General features: G+C 54.5%; 11 protein-coding genes, 1 rRNA gene and 1 riboswitch. Of the genes, 3 read left to right on the plus strand and 9 right to left on the minus strand.

The window, feature by feature from the left end; all coding sequences use genetic code 11:
- The 8 genes from V4U84_RS26760 to bcp all read right to left on the minus strand — a co-directional run.
- Positions 1–117, minus strand: a 16S ribosomal RNA gene (locus tag V4U84_RS26760); the annotation flags it as partial.
- Positions 118–536: 419 nt separating this feature from the next.
- Complete coding sequence (locus V4U84_RS26765) at positions 537–1937, minus strand: NCS2 family permease (protein WP_334076085.1); 1401 nt, start codon at positions 1935–1937, stop codon at positions 537–539.
- Positions 1938–2111: 174 nt separating this feature from the next.
- Positions 2112–2212: riboswitch (purine riboswitch) on the minus strand.
- Between the two features lie 295 nt (positions 2213–2507).
- Positions 2508–4046 (minus strand): glutamine-hydrolyzing GMP synthase, encoded by a 1539-nt coding sequence (guaA, locus tag V4U84_RS26770; RefSeq protein WP_334076086.1) that lies wholly within the window; start codon positions 4044–4046, stop codon positions 2508–2510.
- A gap of 78 nt (positions 4047–4124) precedes the next feature.
- The gene (locus tag V4U84_RS26775; RefSeq protein ID WP_334078250.1) at positions 4125–6503 is read right to left on the minus strand and encodes a transglutaminase-like domain-containing protein; all 2379 of its coding nucleotides are present in this window, start codon (positions 6501–6503) and stop codon (positions 4125–4127) included.
- Complete coding sequence (locus V4U84_RS26780) at positions 6490–7755, minus strand: DUF58 domain-containing protein (protein ID WP_334078251.1); 1266 nt, start codon at positions 7753–7755, stop codon at positions 6490–6492. The genes V4U84_RS26775 and V4U84_RS26780 overlap by 14 nt, the downstream gene beginning before the upstream one ends.
- On the minus strand, positions 7752–8714 hold the full coding sequence (locus V4U84_RS26785) for an AAA family ATPase (RefSeq protein WP_334078252.1): 963 nt from the start codon (positions 8712–8714) through the stop codon (positions 7752–7754). Before V4U84_RS26785 ends, V4U84_RS26780 begins: the two co-directional genes overlap by 4 nt.
- 88 nt (positions 8715–8802) lie before the next feature.
- Positions 8803–10149 carry a polysaccharide deacetylase gene (locus tag V4U84_RS26790; RefSeq protein WP_334078253.1) on the minus strand — a complete coding sequence of 449 codons (1347 nt, stop codon included), beginning with the start codon at positions 10147–10149 and terminating at the stop codon, positions 8803–8805.
- 172 nt (positions 10150–10321) lie between these two features.
- Entirely contained in the window at positions 10322–10795 is a 474-nt protein-coding gene (gene bcp / locus V4U84_RS26795; RefSeq protein WP_334076091.1) for a thioredoxin-dependent thiol peroxidase, read from the minus strand.
- 142 nt (positions 10796–10937) lie between these two features.
- On the opposite strand from bcp, the gene V4U84_RS26800 reads away from it, so the two are divergent.
- Positions 10938–12050, plus strand: coding sequence for an LCP family protein (locus tag V4U84_RS26800; protein ID WP_334076092.1), 1113 nt, complete (start codon positions 10938–10940; stop codon positions 12048–12050).
- A 99-nt stretch (positions 12051–12149) separates the two neighbouring features.
- Positions 12150–13460 (plus strand): glutamate-1-semialdehyde 2,1-aminomutase, encoded by a 1311-nt coding sequence (locus V4U84_RS26805; RefSeq protein WP_334078254.1) that lies wholly within the window; start codon positions 12150–12152, stop codon positions 13458–13460.
- A 48-nt stretch (positions 13461–13508) separates the two neighbouring features.
- Here V4U84_RS26805 and V4U84_RS26810 read toward each other — a convergent pair whose 3' ends face one another.
- On the minus strand, positions 13509–13970 hold the full coding sequence (locus tag V4U84_RS26810) for a hypothetical protein (protein ID WP_334078255.1): 462 nt from the start codon (positions 13968–13970) through the stop codon (positions 13509–13511).
- Between the two features lie 174 nt (positions 13971–14144).
- Between V4U84_RS26810 and V4U84_RS26815 the strand changes: the two genes are divergently transcribed.
- A complete protein-coding gene (locus tag V4U84_RS26815; protein WP_334077049.1) occupies positions 14145–15359 on the plus strand; it encodes an IS4 family transposase in 1215 nt (404 codons plus the stop codon).
- Positions 15360–15707: the final 348 nt, after the last annotated feature.

Genomic DNA, 15707 nt, shown 5'->3' on the forward strand with positions numbered 1-15707 from the left:
CTCACCCGTCCGCCGCTAACCATCAGAAGTGCAAGCACTCCATCAAGTCCGCTCGACTTGCATGTATTAGGCACGCCGCCAGCGTTCGTCCTGAGCCAGGATCAAACTCTCCAATAAAGTTGAAACTTATTGAATAAGCTGATAGCTCATTTTGAATCTGACGAGAATTTTACTTCTCATTTAATACCCACTCGTTGTTCAGTTTTCAAAGATCAACTTTGTTTCTTTCGCCATCGCCTCATCAGCGGCAACTTTTATAGTATAGCAAGCATTTACTCTAAAAGCAAGAACTATTTTTTACCACGATTTGTCGTAATGTCTTGCTCTTTGTCGTTTAATGCTGTCGCTCGCGGCGACATTTATTAATATACCAGACATGGCGCGCAAATACAAATTGTAAAACCTGAGTAAACTGCATCAAATATCCAAACCATGTTCCGGCGATGTTCGGTGGAGTTTTTTCTACTATATAATATAGAAAGAAACCCGCCTAAGCGAAAGATCGCTCAGACAGGCTGTTTTTTCTCCAACTTGACTTAACCTTGACTTCCGAAGAACACATACCGGGCAATGATGAGAACGGCGAGGATCCACATCATCCAGTGAATCTTGTATTTCGTTTTGCTGCGCAAGTTCGCAATGGAAGCCAGCACGACGTAGAACACGATGCCGAATGAGATTCCGTTGGCAATGTTATAGCTGAACGGCATCATTGTAATCGTCAGGAACGCCGGGATGGCGACAACCATATCCTGGAAGTCTATTTCACGGATCGACTGAACCATCAGCACGCCGACGATAATCAGAGCCGCGGCCGTGGCCGACCCCGGAATCAGAGCGGCAATCGGCGCCAGGAACAGAGCGAGCAAGAAGCACGCCCCGGTCGTTACTGCAGTTAAACCGGTACGTCCGCCTTCCGCAACCCCAGCCGCACTTTCAACATAAGCCGTCGTCGTGGAAGTTCCCAGCATCGCACCGCCGGTAACGGCAACCGCGTCGACGAGCATCGCTTTACCGACACGTTTTTTGCCTTCGTCCGGGTTCTTCATAATACCTGCACGAGTGGCCGTACCAACCAGCGTTCCGAAAGTATCAAAAAGTTCCACAAACGTAAATGTAGCAATCGCGGAAATAATCCCCGTGTGCATGATTCCTTGCCAGTCGAAACTCATGAAATTAATTTCGGAAAAATCCGGAATCCACTTGGCTTCACTTGTCGCTACCGAGTTGAAATCGACGGCCCCCATCAACATGGCAATCACCGTCGTGCCCAGAATCCCGAACAAAATGGCACCGCGAACTTGAAGCACCATCAATATGCCGATCAACAGCAATCCGATAAGAGCAAGCTGAACGTTCGTGTTATCCAGGCTGCCCAGGTGAATGACAGTTTCAAAAGACAATACATCGGTAAATTTATGAGCCGGAATATCGCTGCCGGCTTCGACACCGATCGTCATCAGCCCGCTATTTTTCAGGCCGATAATCGTAATGAACAAACCGATCCCCACCGTGATCGCGTGCTTCAATGCGTCCGGAATTGCCTCCAGCAGCATTTGGCGAACGTGAGTTACGGTAAGCAGAATAAAGATCAAACCGGAGATGAATACGGCGGTCAAGCCCATCTCCCAAGTAAAAGGATGATCCGTCGTTGCCGAAGAAAGCACTACAGAGGCAAAGTAAGCGTTCAGACCCATACCTGGTGCGAGAGCTACTGGGAAGTTAATAAAGAGACCCATTGCGATCGTAAAAATGCCAGCCGAAAGAGCTGTCGCCAGGAAAACAGAATACCAGCCCATGTCGATTTGGCCGAATGCCGTAAGCGTGTTGGGGTTGACCGTCAGGATGTAAGCCATGGCCATAAACGTGGTGAGGCCGGCCATAATCTCCGTACGAACTGTCGTACCATTCTGTTTCAGCTTAAAAAACCGATCCATGATTCAAAAACTCCTCCTTATTATGAGTCGGAAACGACAAAAAGCCCGGGGCCAATTGATATCCCCGGGTACCGTGACAGCGCAGAAGAAGAATGCATCAGGAGTATGAACGCGCGGCAGAGCCACGTCTTTCGATAAACGTGCCGCTGCCACTACATCTCCCGCCGATAGATATCGGCCGCTTCTTCTTTTCGTAGCCAGATCATTTACGGTGACCTCGTAGAGACTTCCGGGCCCATTCCCGGAATTATACGAAAAGCGTGGATGAAATTTGTCGAAATTTCCGAACAAGTCCTGGTTTCAAGACTTGTCACACGACTTATTCTAGGCCCGAACCCGAAGATTGTCAACCAAAAAAGCGAATATTAAATTATTCATAACCATATATTGTTCGCTTTTATGATAAATTTGAAGTATTTTTACTCTTTAATACGATTAGTGTTCCCTAATTGAAAGTGCATATCACGAATTCCGATGAAAAAAAAGAGCCCTCCCTTAAGCAAAACAAAGTTTGCCCTCAGGATAGCTCTTTTAATCAAGCTTATTTTAGCTGGTACTCCTCTAACTTTCCTATTCCCACTCAATCGTAGCCGGCGGTTTCGACGTCACGTCGTAAACCACGCGATTAACGTTCTCTACTTCATTGACGATGCGCACCGAGATCTTCTCCAGCACGTCCCAAGGGATACGTGCCCAGTCGGCGGTCATACCGTCGATGGATGTTACGGCACGGATGCCAACAGTGTAGGAATACGTACGAGCGTCGCCCATAACGCCAACACTCTTCATGTTAGGCAGCGCGGTGAAATACTGCCATATTTCACGGTCGAGTCCGGCCTTGGCGATCTCATCGCGCAAAATATAATCCGAATCGCGAACGATCTTCAGCTTCTCTTCCGTCACTTCGCCAAGCACGCGAATGGCCAAGCCAGGGCCCGGGAACGGTTGTCTCCAAACGATTTCTTTGGGCAGACCGCATTCTTCGCCTACTTTACGCACCTCATCCTTGAACAAGGTGTTCAGCGGTTCGATCAGCTCGAATTTCATATTCTCCGGCAGGCCGCCCACGTTATGGTGAGACTTGATGGTCTGCGCCGTAGCCGTGCCGCTCTCGACAATATCCGTATAGAGCGTACCTTGCGCCAAATATTTGAAATCGTCAAACCGGCCGGATTCTTCCTCGAATACATAGATGAATTCGTTACCGATGATTTTCCGCTTCTGCTCCGGATCGTCGACTCCGGCCAGCTTGGACAGGAAACGCTCGCGGGCGTCGATTTTGACGACCTTCATGTCGAATTTGCCGACAAAAGTCTCCATCACGCTCTCGGCTTCGCCTTTGCGGAGCAAACCGTGGTCGATGAACATACAGGTCAGTTGGTCGCCGATCGCTTTATGGATCAACATGGCCACGACGGAGGAATCGACCCCGCCGCTCAAAGCGCACAGAACCTTTTGATCCCCGACTTTCTCGCGGATTTCGCGGACCTTGTCCTCAATGAAAGTCTCCATGCTCCAGTTGCCTTCACAGCCGCAGATCTCATAGATGAAGTTTTTGATCATCTCGTTGCCGTTCACCGAGTGGCGTACTTCCGGATGAAACTGGACGCCGTACATGTTCTTCGCTTCATTTGCAAAGCCGGCGATCGGAGCATGGTCGGTGGACGCGTCCACCACGAATCCTTCCGGCAGCTCCACCACATGATCCCCATGGCTCATCCATACCGTCTGTTTGGCCTCAAGGCCTTTCGTCAGCGCCGAGTTCTCGGCAAACATGACATCCGCTTTCCCGTACTCACGTTTAGCGGCCCGTTCCACTTTACCGCCCAGTTGCTGCGCCATCAGCTGCATTCCGTAACAAATCCCCAAAATCGGCACGCCGACATCGTAAACCGCCGGGTCGATGTGCGGGGCATCCTCCGCATAAACACTGGAAGGTCCGCCCGAAAACACAACGCCTTTTGGCGCAAGCTCACGAATCCGCTCGACCGGCGTGTTGAACGGCAGCAGTTCGCTGTATACTCCCAAATCCCGGATTCGTCTGGCTATCAGTTGATTGTACTGGCCCCCGAAGTCGAGAACCACAATCATTTCATTTGGCTTATTCATTACCGAGCCTCCCTCAATTAATGAAACTAATTATACGAAACGACAAAAGAGGTCGTCAAGGCGCATACTACGGCATGTTCAGCGCTCCGGAAACGCCAGCTTCCGGCATAATTTGAGGAAATTCCGGCTCCGTGTCCGGTCCAGTCCGCCCCCTCCGTAGTAAAGGTGTTCCCAATCCCGGAGAAAGCGGCTTAATTGCCCGGCCTCTCCGCCATACTTGGGCGTAATATGTTCCACATATTCCCGCCCTGTCATCGCGGCGGTTTTTCCGCCATAGGAACGGCTCAGCTCTTGCCATACATAATCCGCCGCTCGCAACAGTTCCTTCCTGTCGGGAAAACGGCGGCGGCGTTTTAGCACATACAACCAAATCAGATAACCGCTCTGACGGAACCAGGTTCTTCTGTGGATCACCGCCATAGAAATGACAAAGACCAAGACCAGCAGGATGGTTGTCAAAAGAAGCAGATGCGTTCGAACCAAACTCCAGCCGGTAAAAAGCAAGGCTTTTCCCTTCTCCACCAGCATTCCCGCAAAGGCCAGCAGTTTATCCCAATCCACAGCCCCTCCCTTATGGTTTGGCTCTCCGCCGGTTGCATCCGGCAGTTCGGCCGCCAAAGCGGGTTCATAACCCGGGGTCGGATCAAACGGAATCCAACCTTCCCCGGGAAAATAGACCTCCACCCAGGAGTGGGCATCCGCATAACTGACCTCATAGCGATGCTCGTCATCCGAAGCGGCGGCTCCGGGGGCAAACCCTTTGACCCATCTGGCGGGAATGCCGCCGCTGCGAAGAAGCACGGTCATGGCCGTCGAGAAGTGATCGCAATACCCGGTTTTTTGTTCGAATAAAAAATAGTCGACAAAGTCCGCTCCTTCCGGGGGAATCTTCGTGTCCAAGCTGTAAACATAGCGTTCCTCCAAATACGCAGAAACCGCCTGTACCGCATCGTATCGGTTCGCCTGCCGGGAGGTAAGCTCCATGCCAAGCCGCCTTACCCGCTCGGATAACGTGTGCGGCAGCTGCAGTTCCCGCGCGGAAATCTCGTCGGGATCGTTTCCCGACGCCAGACGCAGCCGTTCCGGCGCAGCGGAAGGTGCGATGGCCGTAAGCTCGTAGCCGTACAGTTTTTGCCGGGAGGAGCTGCGCTCCGCGTAAACGGCATCGGCGTAACGATCATAGCGGGTGTCCGCATGGCCGAACTCCCCGGGGCGCTCCGAAAAAAGGCGCTCCACTTTCAGCGGCAGCCCGCCGCCGAAGAGCGGGGTTGTTCCGTTCACCTGACCTTTGAAAACGACCGTCTGCTTAATCGTTTTGACGGGAGGACCGAGCTCCCGCTCCTTCGACAGCGCCTCGTTCACCTCCGCCAAGCTCGACGCCGCGGACGAGCGGGAACCGGCGGAGTATGCAGACCACCCCCGGCCGGTGTAGACGCTTTTGCTCTCTCCGCGCCAGTAGGTCTGTTGAGGCGAAACGGCCGTAAAAAACGTCTCATGCCGCAGCCGCAGCGGAACACCGAGCCGCGTGTCGTCCTTGCTGTAGCCGGACAGGGCGTAATTGTCCGGCGTACCGCCGGTCAGGCGCGCGCCGCCCCAGTCCTCCCATGCGTGAATCACCTGGTTCCACGGGATGCTGCGGACCGGCTGAACCGGAAGCAGGAGGCTCAGCGCCCAAGCGCCCAGCACGCATAAGGCGGCCGTAGAAGTACCGGCCAGCAAGCCGCCGCCTCCCGTGGAGCCGCCGGTCACACTGCCGCCCGTGCCGTCGGCATGGCCCCCGTCATCCCGGCCAGTGGCGACAAGGCGAAGATGACGGCGGAACAGCAGGGCCTGCAGGGCCAGTCCCCATCCGGCAGAGCGCACAAGCCCGGGAAACGCCTGAACGCTGCCGGTCATCTCAAGCAGCAACAAATAAAACAGTGTGGCCAGAAAAAACAGCAGGATGCTTTGCTTGCTGAGCGCCAGCATTTGCACGGACACCACCAGCAGCGTCCAGCCGATCAGCAGCAGCAGAAAACGGGTTTCCTCGCTGATTCCGTAAAGCCGGCCGGTCTGCAGAATCTCCGTCACGTCCGCCGACAGAAGCCGGGCGAATCCGGTAATCCAGGACATTCCTTCTCCGCGCCCGTACAAGAAGAACATCGAGCCCCCGATCAAGAGAGGCGGGATGAAGGCATACAAATACGAGGGCAGACGCAGGCAGCCCGATACCAGCAATATACCGGTCAAGACGAGAAAGAGGCCGATGATCCTGCTCGGTTCGCCCGCCATAAAAGCGCGCAGCGGATAAAGCCACTCTCCGAACAACCCGAAGAGGAGGGCGGATAATAGAAGGGGCTGCCAGAAAGATAAAGACCGTCGCCGGGTTGTCGCGGGAAGAGCGGCGGCAGATAGCCCGGGATCCGCGGACGGCAACGGAATCGGCGGACCGCCATTCTGCAGCTTAGGCGATGACATGGCCGGCTCCTCCTTCCGAAAAACCCGGCAGCCCGCCCTGATACCGGCTGAGATCGATAAGCCGCAGGCCTTTTTCGCGCAACCGGGCCGCATGTCGGGCGGCTTCGAAATCCTGCTCCCGCAGACCGGCGCACCAAATTTCCAGGACCGCCCCACGCTCCGCCAGAAGCAGCGCCGCCTCCGTCAGTTCCGCCGTCAGGAAACCGGTGATGAACGTCATGGAGCGGCCTCTGGCGAGGGGCCAAGCCCTTTGCAGCAGATCCGGGCTTGACAGGCCCGCAACGGGCGCCGCTCCCGCGAGTTGATCAAGCCCCTCCTTAAGCCCATGGCGGCCGGAGAGGCTCCTCCAGGCCAGTCGGCCGTCCCGCGCCGCCGCGTCGCCGAGGCGGAAGTCCACCTCGCCAGAGCGGGCCAGCTCGCGGTCCAGCCAGGCCGCCGCCGCGCTGACGGCCAGCTCGAACCCGCCCGAGGCCGTGGCCCCGCCGCCCGCTGGATACGCCTTAGGGGACGTATCCAGCAGCAGGCAGCGGGAGGGGGCCACCAGCTCGTCGGGCACGCGCGTCAACAGAGCTCCCTTTTTGGCGGAGCTCTTCCAGTGTACATGCCGGAGCGGATCTCCCGGCGCATAGCTGCGCAAACGCCCCAAGTCCGGAGCGGACGGAAGCTCGGGAGTCCGTCCGGTTCCCGCGCCTTCCGCATCCGAATCGAACAGCCCCGTCCCGCCGGAAAGCGCCGTCAGGGGAGCAGGGTGAACAATCAACACATCCTCCGCGGCCGCGCGATAGGTCCGCTTAAACCACCCGAAAGAGTCCCCCCAGGTAATTCGCATCCCCTTCGTTCGGTAGACGCCCCGATATAAAGGCTTCAAGCTATAAGTTCCGGTCCATTCCTTGCGCCAACCGCCAAATACAAGCCTGCCTCCCGACAGCCCCTCTCCTTGCGGCTCCGCTCGATCGCCGGAGTGCCGCCATTCGTCGTCCGCCCGGATCCATAAGGGAGGAGAGCCCCCATCGAGCGAAACGCGCACGGTTACCTCAACAGGCTCACCCGCCCTGGGATGTTGCGGATAATAGTTCCGCACCACATGAACCTGCCTGGGACCCAGCCATTGGGCGGCCGCTCCCTGCAGCGCGACCAGCAGGATCAGCAATAACAGGAACAACAGGGAAGTGCCTCCCCTCCATCCGTAAAAAGCTCCCAGGAAACCAGCGGTCAAAGCCATCAAAATCCAGATGCCGAACCCTTTATTCATAGGCCGCCTCCCGAGGCCTTGTGAAATACCGGAATATTTCCGTGATCCAGCAAGTCGCCCACCACTTGCTCAGGGCTGACCCCGGCGAGCGAGCTTTCCGGCTTCAGCATCAGGCGATGGGACAGGACGGGTCTCGCCACCCGTTTGACATCGTCGGGAATGACGAAGGAGCGGCCTTCAAAATAAGCCATCGCCTGGGAGGCACCCATCCAGGCTAGCGTCCCCCTGGGGCTGATGCCGAGCGACAGCTGGGAATGACGCCGGGATGCATCCGCAACCAGCACCAAGTACTTCTTGATCCGCTCATCCACCAGTACGGTCCTTACCTGCCGCTGCATGACCCGCATTTCTTCGGGCAAAAGAACCGGCTTGATGTCGGCGGGCGGCTCCTGCATGCGATTCAGCATTTCGATTTCTTGCTCCGGCTCCGGGTAGCCCAGGGACAAGCGCATTAAAAAACGATCCAGTTGCGCCTCCGGCAGCCGGTACGTTCCTTCATAATCCAGCGGATTTTGCGTGGCCAGCAGCAGGAACGGCTGAGGCAGCGCGCGCGTCACCCCGTCCACGGTGACTTTCCGCTCTTCCATGGCTTCCAGAAGCGCGGACTGCGTCCGGGGCGCCGCCCGGTTGATTTCATCCGCCAGAACGATATGGGCGTGAATAGGCCCGGGACGGAATTCGAACTGACCGGTATGCGGCAAGTAAACGGATACCCCCGTAACGTCGCCGGGGAGCAAGTCGGAGGTGAATTGAATCCGTCCGAACGTGCCTCCCACGCAAGCGGCCAGCGTGCGGACCAACATCGTTTTGCCGACCCCCGGCACATCCTCCAGCAAGATATGCCCGCCCTGCAGCATCGACACGACGGCAAGCACAATCTCTTCCCTTTTTCCGATAATGTTCCGTTCTACGCGTTCAACCAGCCTATCCAGAAGCACACGGGCTTGATCGTGGTCCATTATGATCCCTCCATCTCCAACAAATCTATCAACCAGTTTCCCCAAAAACTAGTCGTCATAGACATGCTGCAGCGGAAGAATACGCGTACTACATAGCCTTTACTCGTACGGACGTCTCTCTCATGGAAACCGAAGCTATCGGATGACCCGTCAGCTCGAGGAGCGGCTTCAAGGATACCCACAAAGATCCGTTCTTCGGGCTAAACCGGGTTTCATAGACGAGGGGCTTCCCGGCAACCCCAACTCCGTCCCGGGCTAAAGTGTCCGCCTTGGCATTCACTCTTAGGGTTACATCCCCCCAACGGATCACGGCAGACCGGGTCCGCTCATTCCAACTGACTTCAGCGCCCAACCGTTCCATCGTGGCCCTTAGCGGTACGATATACTGTCCTTCCTTCAGTTCGTATTCCCCGGCATCCAGCCGGATTCCCACGCCTCCAGCCTCCACCAACAGCGGCCGGCCGGGGGCGAAAAGCTCGGCATTCGGCGTGACGTGCGTCTCGATCCAGCTTCGGGATGGAGCGGACTTCTTCCGCGTTTTGGATGCATCCGCCAGGGTAAACTGCACCGGTTCCTGCTCCGGGGTTAGGGCCCGGAAGATGTAGCCGTGCTTTTTATAAAAACGGATGATATCCGGCAGCGCCTTGACGGACTCCTTATGTCCGGGACCGTCGTGCAGAAGGACAATCATTTCATTTTGGAGCTTGGCGGATTTGATGTTGGACAGGATTTCCGACGCCGGCACATTTCTACGTTTGGAATCCCCGCTGTCGACGTTCCAGTCAAACACCTTGTAGCCGCCCAGTTTCAGCAGGTTGAAATACGTCTTGTCAAAATGCCCGTAGGTTCCGCCGGGAGCGCGGACCATCTCGGGCCGTTCCCCCGTGATCTCCCGCAGGACTTCTTCCGTCCGCTTGATCTGCTCCCAAAACTCCGGAAAGCTTTTATAAAGCTCGCCGTACTCATGATTATAGGTATGATTGCCCAGCGCATGGCCGGCTTCCGCGATGCGGTGTATGACTTCCGGGGACCGTTCCGCCTGCTTTCCCAGAACGAAAAAAGTCGCCGTCACCCGCTCCTCCGCCAAAATGCGCAGCACCTCGTTCGTCAGCTTACTCGGGCCGTCGTCAAAGGTAAGGTAGACTACCTTCTCTTTCTTGCCGGCCCCGTTCGCCAATACGATGTCCGCCCCCGCGGCTCCGTCTTTTTCTTTTTCTTTTCCGTGGCTTAGTAGCGGCTTCACAGCGCTCTCCCTCTCCCGAACCTCATGGGATTTGCGCGGCATTTGCTGCGCGGCCTGAGCCAAGGGCTGTGCGGAACCGGCCGCCAGACCCGCCTCCCTCTCTCCGAACGTCCATACCGCCGCCGTGAACAGAACCGTTGCCAGCACCGCCCCCCGAATGGTTTTGAACCGCGTGCTCCACATTCTTCTCATATATCTCAACCTCCACCGTTTATATCAATCCTTAGTCTTTCTGGTAGATTGTATGAAGGTAGAGAAGAAAATAGACTTCTTCAATTTCGGGAAAGTCAGGTCGATATATAGTGTATATATATAACAAGGACCGCCCAGGCCTGCCGAAACCGACAGACGGACGATCCTCTTTTTACCGCAAAGCTTGGACGGCTTCGACGACCCTTTCCGCATGGTCTTTGACCCGGACTCCCCGCCATTCCTGAACCAGACGACCTTCCTCATCGATCAAAAAGGTGGAACGCACAATGCCTTCGTATTCACGTCCATACAGCTTTTTGAGCTGCCAGACGCCGAACAACCGGCAAACTTCGTGATCTTCGTCCGACAGCAAAGGAAAAGGCAGTTGTTGCTTCTCCCTGAAACGGTCATGGGATTTGACCGGGTCTCCGCTGATGCCGAGAACCACCGCGCCAAGCTCCTGAAGCCGTCCGCTCCGGTCGCGGAAATCGCAGGCCTCTTGCGTGCAGGCGGGCGTCATATTTTTCGGATAAAAGTAAATGACCACCTTGCGGCCGCGTAATGAGCTTAAAGTAATATTTCCCCCTCCGCTGGCCGGAAGCGTGAAGTCGGGGACGAGTTGTCCCGGTTGTACCTGATTTTCCATCACCGTTTTGCTCCTATCTCGTCTAAAAAATGGTTAATTATGATAAATTGATTGTAAATATAAAAGAAATTATAATGTAATGAAATGAAGACATCCATAAAACAAGCGAATTTATCCGTTTTACGCTGAAAGGACGAACAAAATGACAAAACGCACAAAGCGGGCGATCCTTTGGTCTGTGGCCGGAGTTCTGATCGCTGTCGCCGCCCTCGTGGCTTACTATTTTATCGCTATATACAATCAAGTCGACAATTTTAAAAAAAGCGGCGAAGATTCCCCTTTTTATAATGTAAAACCTACCGAAACCAAAGTCCCCGAACCCCCCAAATGGGAAGGTACCGAGCGCGTTAATATTCTGCTGATGGGCGTGGATGCCCGCGGTTTGAAAAAGGGCGAGATCCCCCGCTCCGATACGATGCTGGTCGCCTCCCTTGATCCGGTTGCCAAGAAAATCCACCTGTTCTCCATTATGCGCGACACCTATACCGAGATTCCCGAACACGGCTCCGACCGCATTAATACCGCTATTACGCATGGGCCTAATACGGCGATGAAAGCTGTGTCCGATCTGCTCGGCATTCCGATCCAGTATTATGTGTATACCGACTTCCGGGGATTCATCGAATTGGTGGATGCGGTCGGAGGGGTTGATTTCTACGTTGAAAAAGATATGCGTTACACCAGCAAAGCGGATAATCATGAATACGATATCGATCTCAAAAAAGGACAGCAGCATTTGGACGGCAAAACCGCCCTGCAATACGTGCGCTTCCGGCATGACGCCATGTCCGATTTCACGCGGACGGAGCGTCAGCGCAACTTCCTGAAGGCCGTCGCGGAAAAGTTGAAATCAACGACCTCGATCATGAAGCTGCCGACGATTCTGGAAAAGGTCAATCCTTACATCGATACAAACCTGTCCGTGGAGGATATGTGGAAGCTCGCCACCGTGGGCTACGACAGCCAAATGGGCTCCAGCGAGCAGATTCCGCCGATGGAACTGCTAGTGGAGAGGAAGGTCGGCGGCTCGGATGTGCTTGGCGTACGCAGCGAAGACGAACTGAAGGAATACGTGCAGAACGTATTCACCAAAGTGAAAGAGACAGAGACAACTACGACCGGAACGCCAACGACCGGGGAATCGAAGAATTCGGACAGCGACGCGGGCGGAACGGGAAGCTCAAAATCAGGCTCCGGGTCGGGGGCGGATTCTGCAAGATCGGATTCGACGCCGGCCGCTTCCGCCGGACCATGAAGCCAGGGGCGGCGTTAAAGCCCCTGCCCGGCAGGAAGCCGGCGGGCTCCTTACGGCGGCCCGCCATCCGAACCTATTTGCGAAAGGAAGTTATCTTCAATGAACCGAAAACAATCCGAGCTTCTCTATGAAGAAGCCCTAAAGCACATTGTCGGCGGCGTCAACAGCCCCTCCCGTTCTTTTAAAGCGGTTGGCGGCGGGGCGCCCGTCTTTATGAAAAAAGCCCAAGGCGCCTACTTCTGGGACGTGGACGGCAACCGATACGTCGATTATCTGGCCGCCTACGGCCCAATCATTACCGGACATGCCCATCCGCATGTGACGAAGGCGATCCAGGAGGCGGCCGCGAACGGCACGCTTTACGGCACGCCGACCGAGCTGGAAATCCGGCTGGCTTCCATGCTGAAGGAAGCCATTCCGTCGATGGACAAGGTCCGGTTCGTCAACTCCGGAACCGAGGCCGTGATGACGACGATCCGGGTGGCGCGGGCCTATACGAAACGCAATAAAATTATCAAATTTGCCGGATGCTATCACGGCCATTCCGACCTGGTGCTGGTCGCCGCCGGATCGGGTCCGTCCACGCTGGGCATTCCCGACAGCGCGGGAATTCCGACGAGCATCGCCCACGAGGTGATTACCGTGCCGTTTAACGATGCTTCGGCGCTGAAGGAGGCGCTCGACCGGTGGGGCGACGACGTCGCCGCCGTCATGGTTGAGCCGATCGTCGGCAATTTCGGCATGGTTATGCCGAAGGACGGCTTCCTTGAGGAGTTGTGCCGGCTGGCCCGGGAATACGGTGCGCTCGTCATTTACGACGAGGTGATCACCGCCTTCCGGTTCCATTACGGCTCCTCCCAAACGTATGCCGGCCTGAAGCATCATGACCGGATCAAGCCGGATCTGACCGCGCTCGGCAAAATCATCGGCGGCGGCCTGCCGATCGGCGCGTACGGCGGCAGCAAGGAAATCATGGAGCAGGTGGCACCGCTGGGCCCGGCCTACCAGGCCGGGACGATGGCGGGCAACCCCGCCTCGATTTCCGCCGGCATCGCCTGCCTGGAGGTGCTGCAAAGCCCCGGCGTCTACGAGGAGATGGAGCGCCTGACGATCAAGCTGACGGACGGCCTGGCCGACTCGGCCCGCCGTCACGGGGTGCCCCTGACGATCAACCGGATCCGCGGGTCGTTCTCGGCGCACTTCTGCGATCATCCGGTCACCAATTACGCGGAAGCCCAGGATACCGACAGCGAAGCGTTCGCCGCCTTCTTCCGCGCCATGCTGAACCGCGGCGTCAATCTGGCTCCGTCGAAATACGAAGCCTGGTTCCTGACGACCGCCCACACGGAAGCAGACATCGACTTCACGTTGGAAGCGGCGGAAGCGGCGTTTAAGGAAATAGCCCGATAAACAGAGAAGGCTGCTTGATCTAACCAAGCAGCCTTCTTTTTATTGTGATTAGGGCTTATAGGATTGCAGGTAGGAAGCAACGGCTTGGACCGTCTGCCGCATATCCGAAAAATCCAAGCCGCCCTCCGGCGAGATTCGGCTTATTTTCACTAAAATATTGTTGTATGAAAGCATACATTCATCGTAATTGTGCAAAAAGTCATGTTCGTTGTAGGTATCCGTCGAATTGGTGGGCCAAAAGATCATATCTTTGCCGAGCGAAGCATTTAAATAAACCAAATCGATGACCGTGATCACCTGTTTCTTGTCTTGATAATAGATCCTCTCCTGCGTTTCCGTATTCGACTGTTCCCCGTCCAGCGTCAAAATTGATTTTTTTCCAAATGAAGACTCCTTGTCGATGGCCACCAAATTAATATCGTCCGTCTTTTCAATCAGCTTTGACGATGGCAACTCCAACTGCGCCGCCATATTTCTGAACAACTCCCGATACTGCTCATACGAAATCATAGTATGGTCAACTTCGTTCATAACGGTGTTGGGAGATGATTTGGAACAACCAACAAGCATTAACAGCAGTAATCTTGCAAAAAAAATGACATAAAAAGTAAGAAGAATAATTTACAAAAAAAGGAGACCCCAGTTATCGTAGAATTGTACAGACACATACGAAAGGAGGTCTCCTTGAATAAAAAGATACCTAACCCATCCGTGATTCGTCAAGCCTTAGGTTGGTTGGATGTCCATGTGCGTTTACTCTGTGGCGATCATTACGCCAAGAAGCTTTGCTTTGGCAACACGATTCTTCTCTTTCTGGAGGCCATTTTGCAAAAACGGAGTTCACTAGATAACATCACAGAGCATTTACGAAGTGCTCCGTGGCTGCAAAAATGGGTAGGCTTGGAGTCGATCCATGCTTCCTCCTTAAATCGAAAACTAGCGCAAATTCCAACCGACAGTGTTCGTAACTTGTTCCTCCAGCGTCTCAAAAACCTGTGGCATCACCAGGGACCTACACTACCGAAAAAGCTCAAGGGACTTGGGCGACTGGCCGCGGTAGACTCCTCGTCAATCACTCTGAGCCTACCGCGAGGGAAGTGGGCATTACGCCAAGCGGGAGAGAGTGCGGTAAAAATGCATACCTGCCTGCATCTCACCGGCGAGATAAGCGCCTGGCTAAAAGGCATCGTACTCTCCACGGCGATGGTGGCCGACCTAGACTCGGAAGTGCTGGAACACCTTGTTTGGGAGCCAGGAACCACCTATTTGTTTGACCGAGGTTATATCTGTTACGGACAATTCCTCCATTGGGATCGAAATCAGATTTACTTTGTGGTCCGACTTAAGAGCAACAGCAGAGTACGGGTGCTTCAGTCCAAGGTCGCGGGGAGTTTCATCAAGCGGGATGCCGAAGTAGAAATCAAGGACCCGGATAGCCAACAAACCGGCGTGTTCCGACTGGTCGAGTTTGAGTTTATCGACAATAAGCACAAGGTTCATCAAGTGCGAGTTCTAACGAACCGCTGGGATGTAAAAGCGGAAGATGTGGCCCGAATGTATCACTACCGCTGGAAAGTGGAACTATTTTTTAAATTCATGAAGTCAAATTTGCATCTGAAAAAAATATACAACAACAAGCCACAGGCGGTATGGAACCTGATTTATTTAAACCTACTGGCGTACGTAGTGTGTGAAGAAATCCGGTATCTCTACGCTCCGGATCTGCCCATTGGCCAAGTGACGAGGAAGATGCGTGCGTATTTAACGAATGCGTGGACCGATTTTTTGGACCGTTTACATCCAGTGACGCAGCGGACGAGTAAGGGCCGAAGGAAAAAGGGCGGTCGTCCAAGAATTCATCCAGAACGTTTGGAGAAACTACGGATGATCTATTACTAAAAAAATGTAGAACCAAAACAGAAGAAAAACTATACTCTGGAAAAAAATGTGTCTGTACGTTTGAAAGTAAGGTGGGGCTTTTTTTTGCCTTTTTGGGAGAGGCGAAACATCACTGGCAAACAAGTTGAACTAGAGCATAGGATGGGAAAAGGCAAGAGGGTGAAATGATTCTGGAGAAGCGTAGCGTTCGCCTTTGTTACCGGACTTCTACCTTATCTGAATTTAATTCATCAAGAAATCCGGGAGCAACAGCGATCGGAAGAACATTTCACCCGGCTGCCTCTATCCCTCCATCATTAGTTCAACTCATTACGACTAACTGATGTTAAGGTTTTTGCAAGATTAATG

Origin of the sequence: Paenibacillus sanfengchensis, assembly GCF_036864765.1 — a bacterium.
Classification (GTDB): Bacteria; Bacillota; Bacilli; order Paenibacillales; family Paenibacillaceae; genus Fontibacillus; species Fontibacillus sanfengchensis.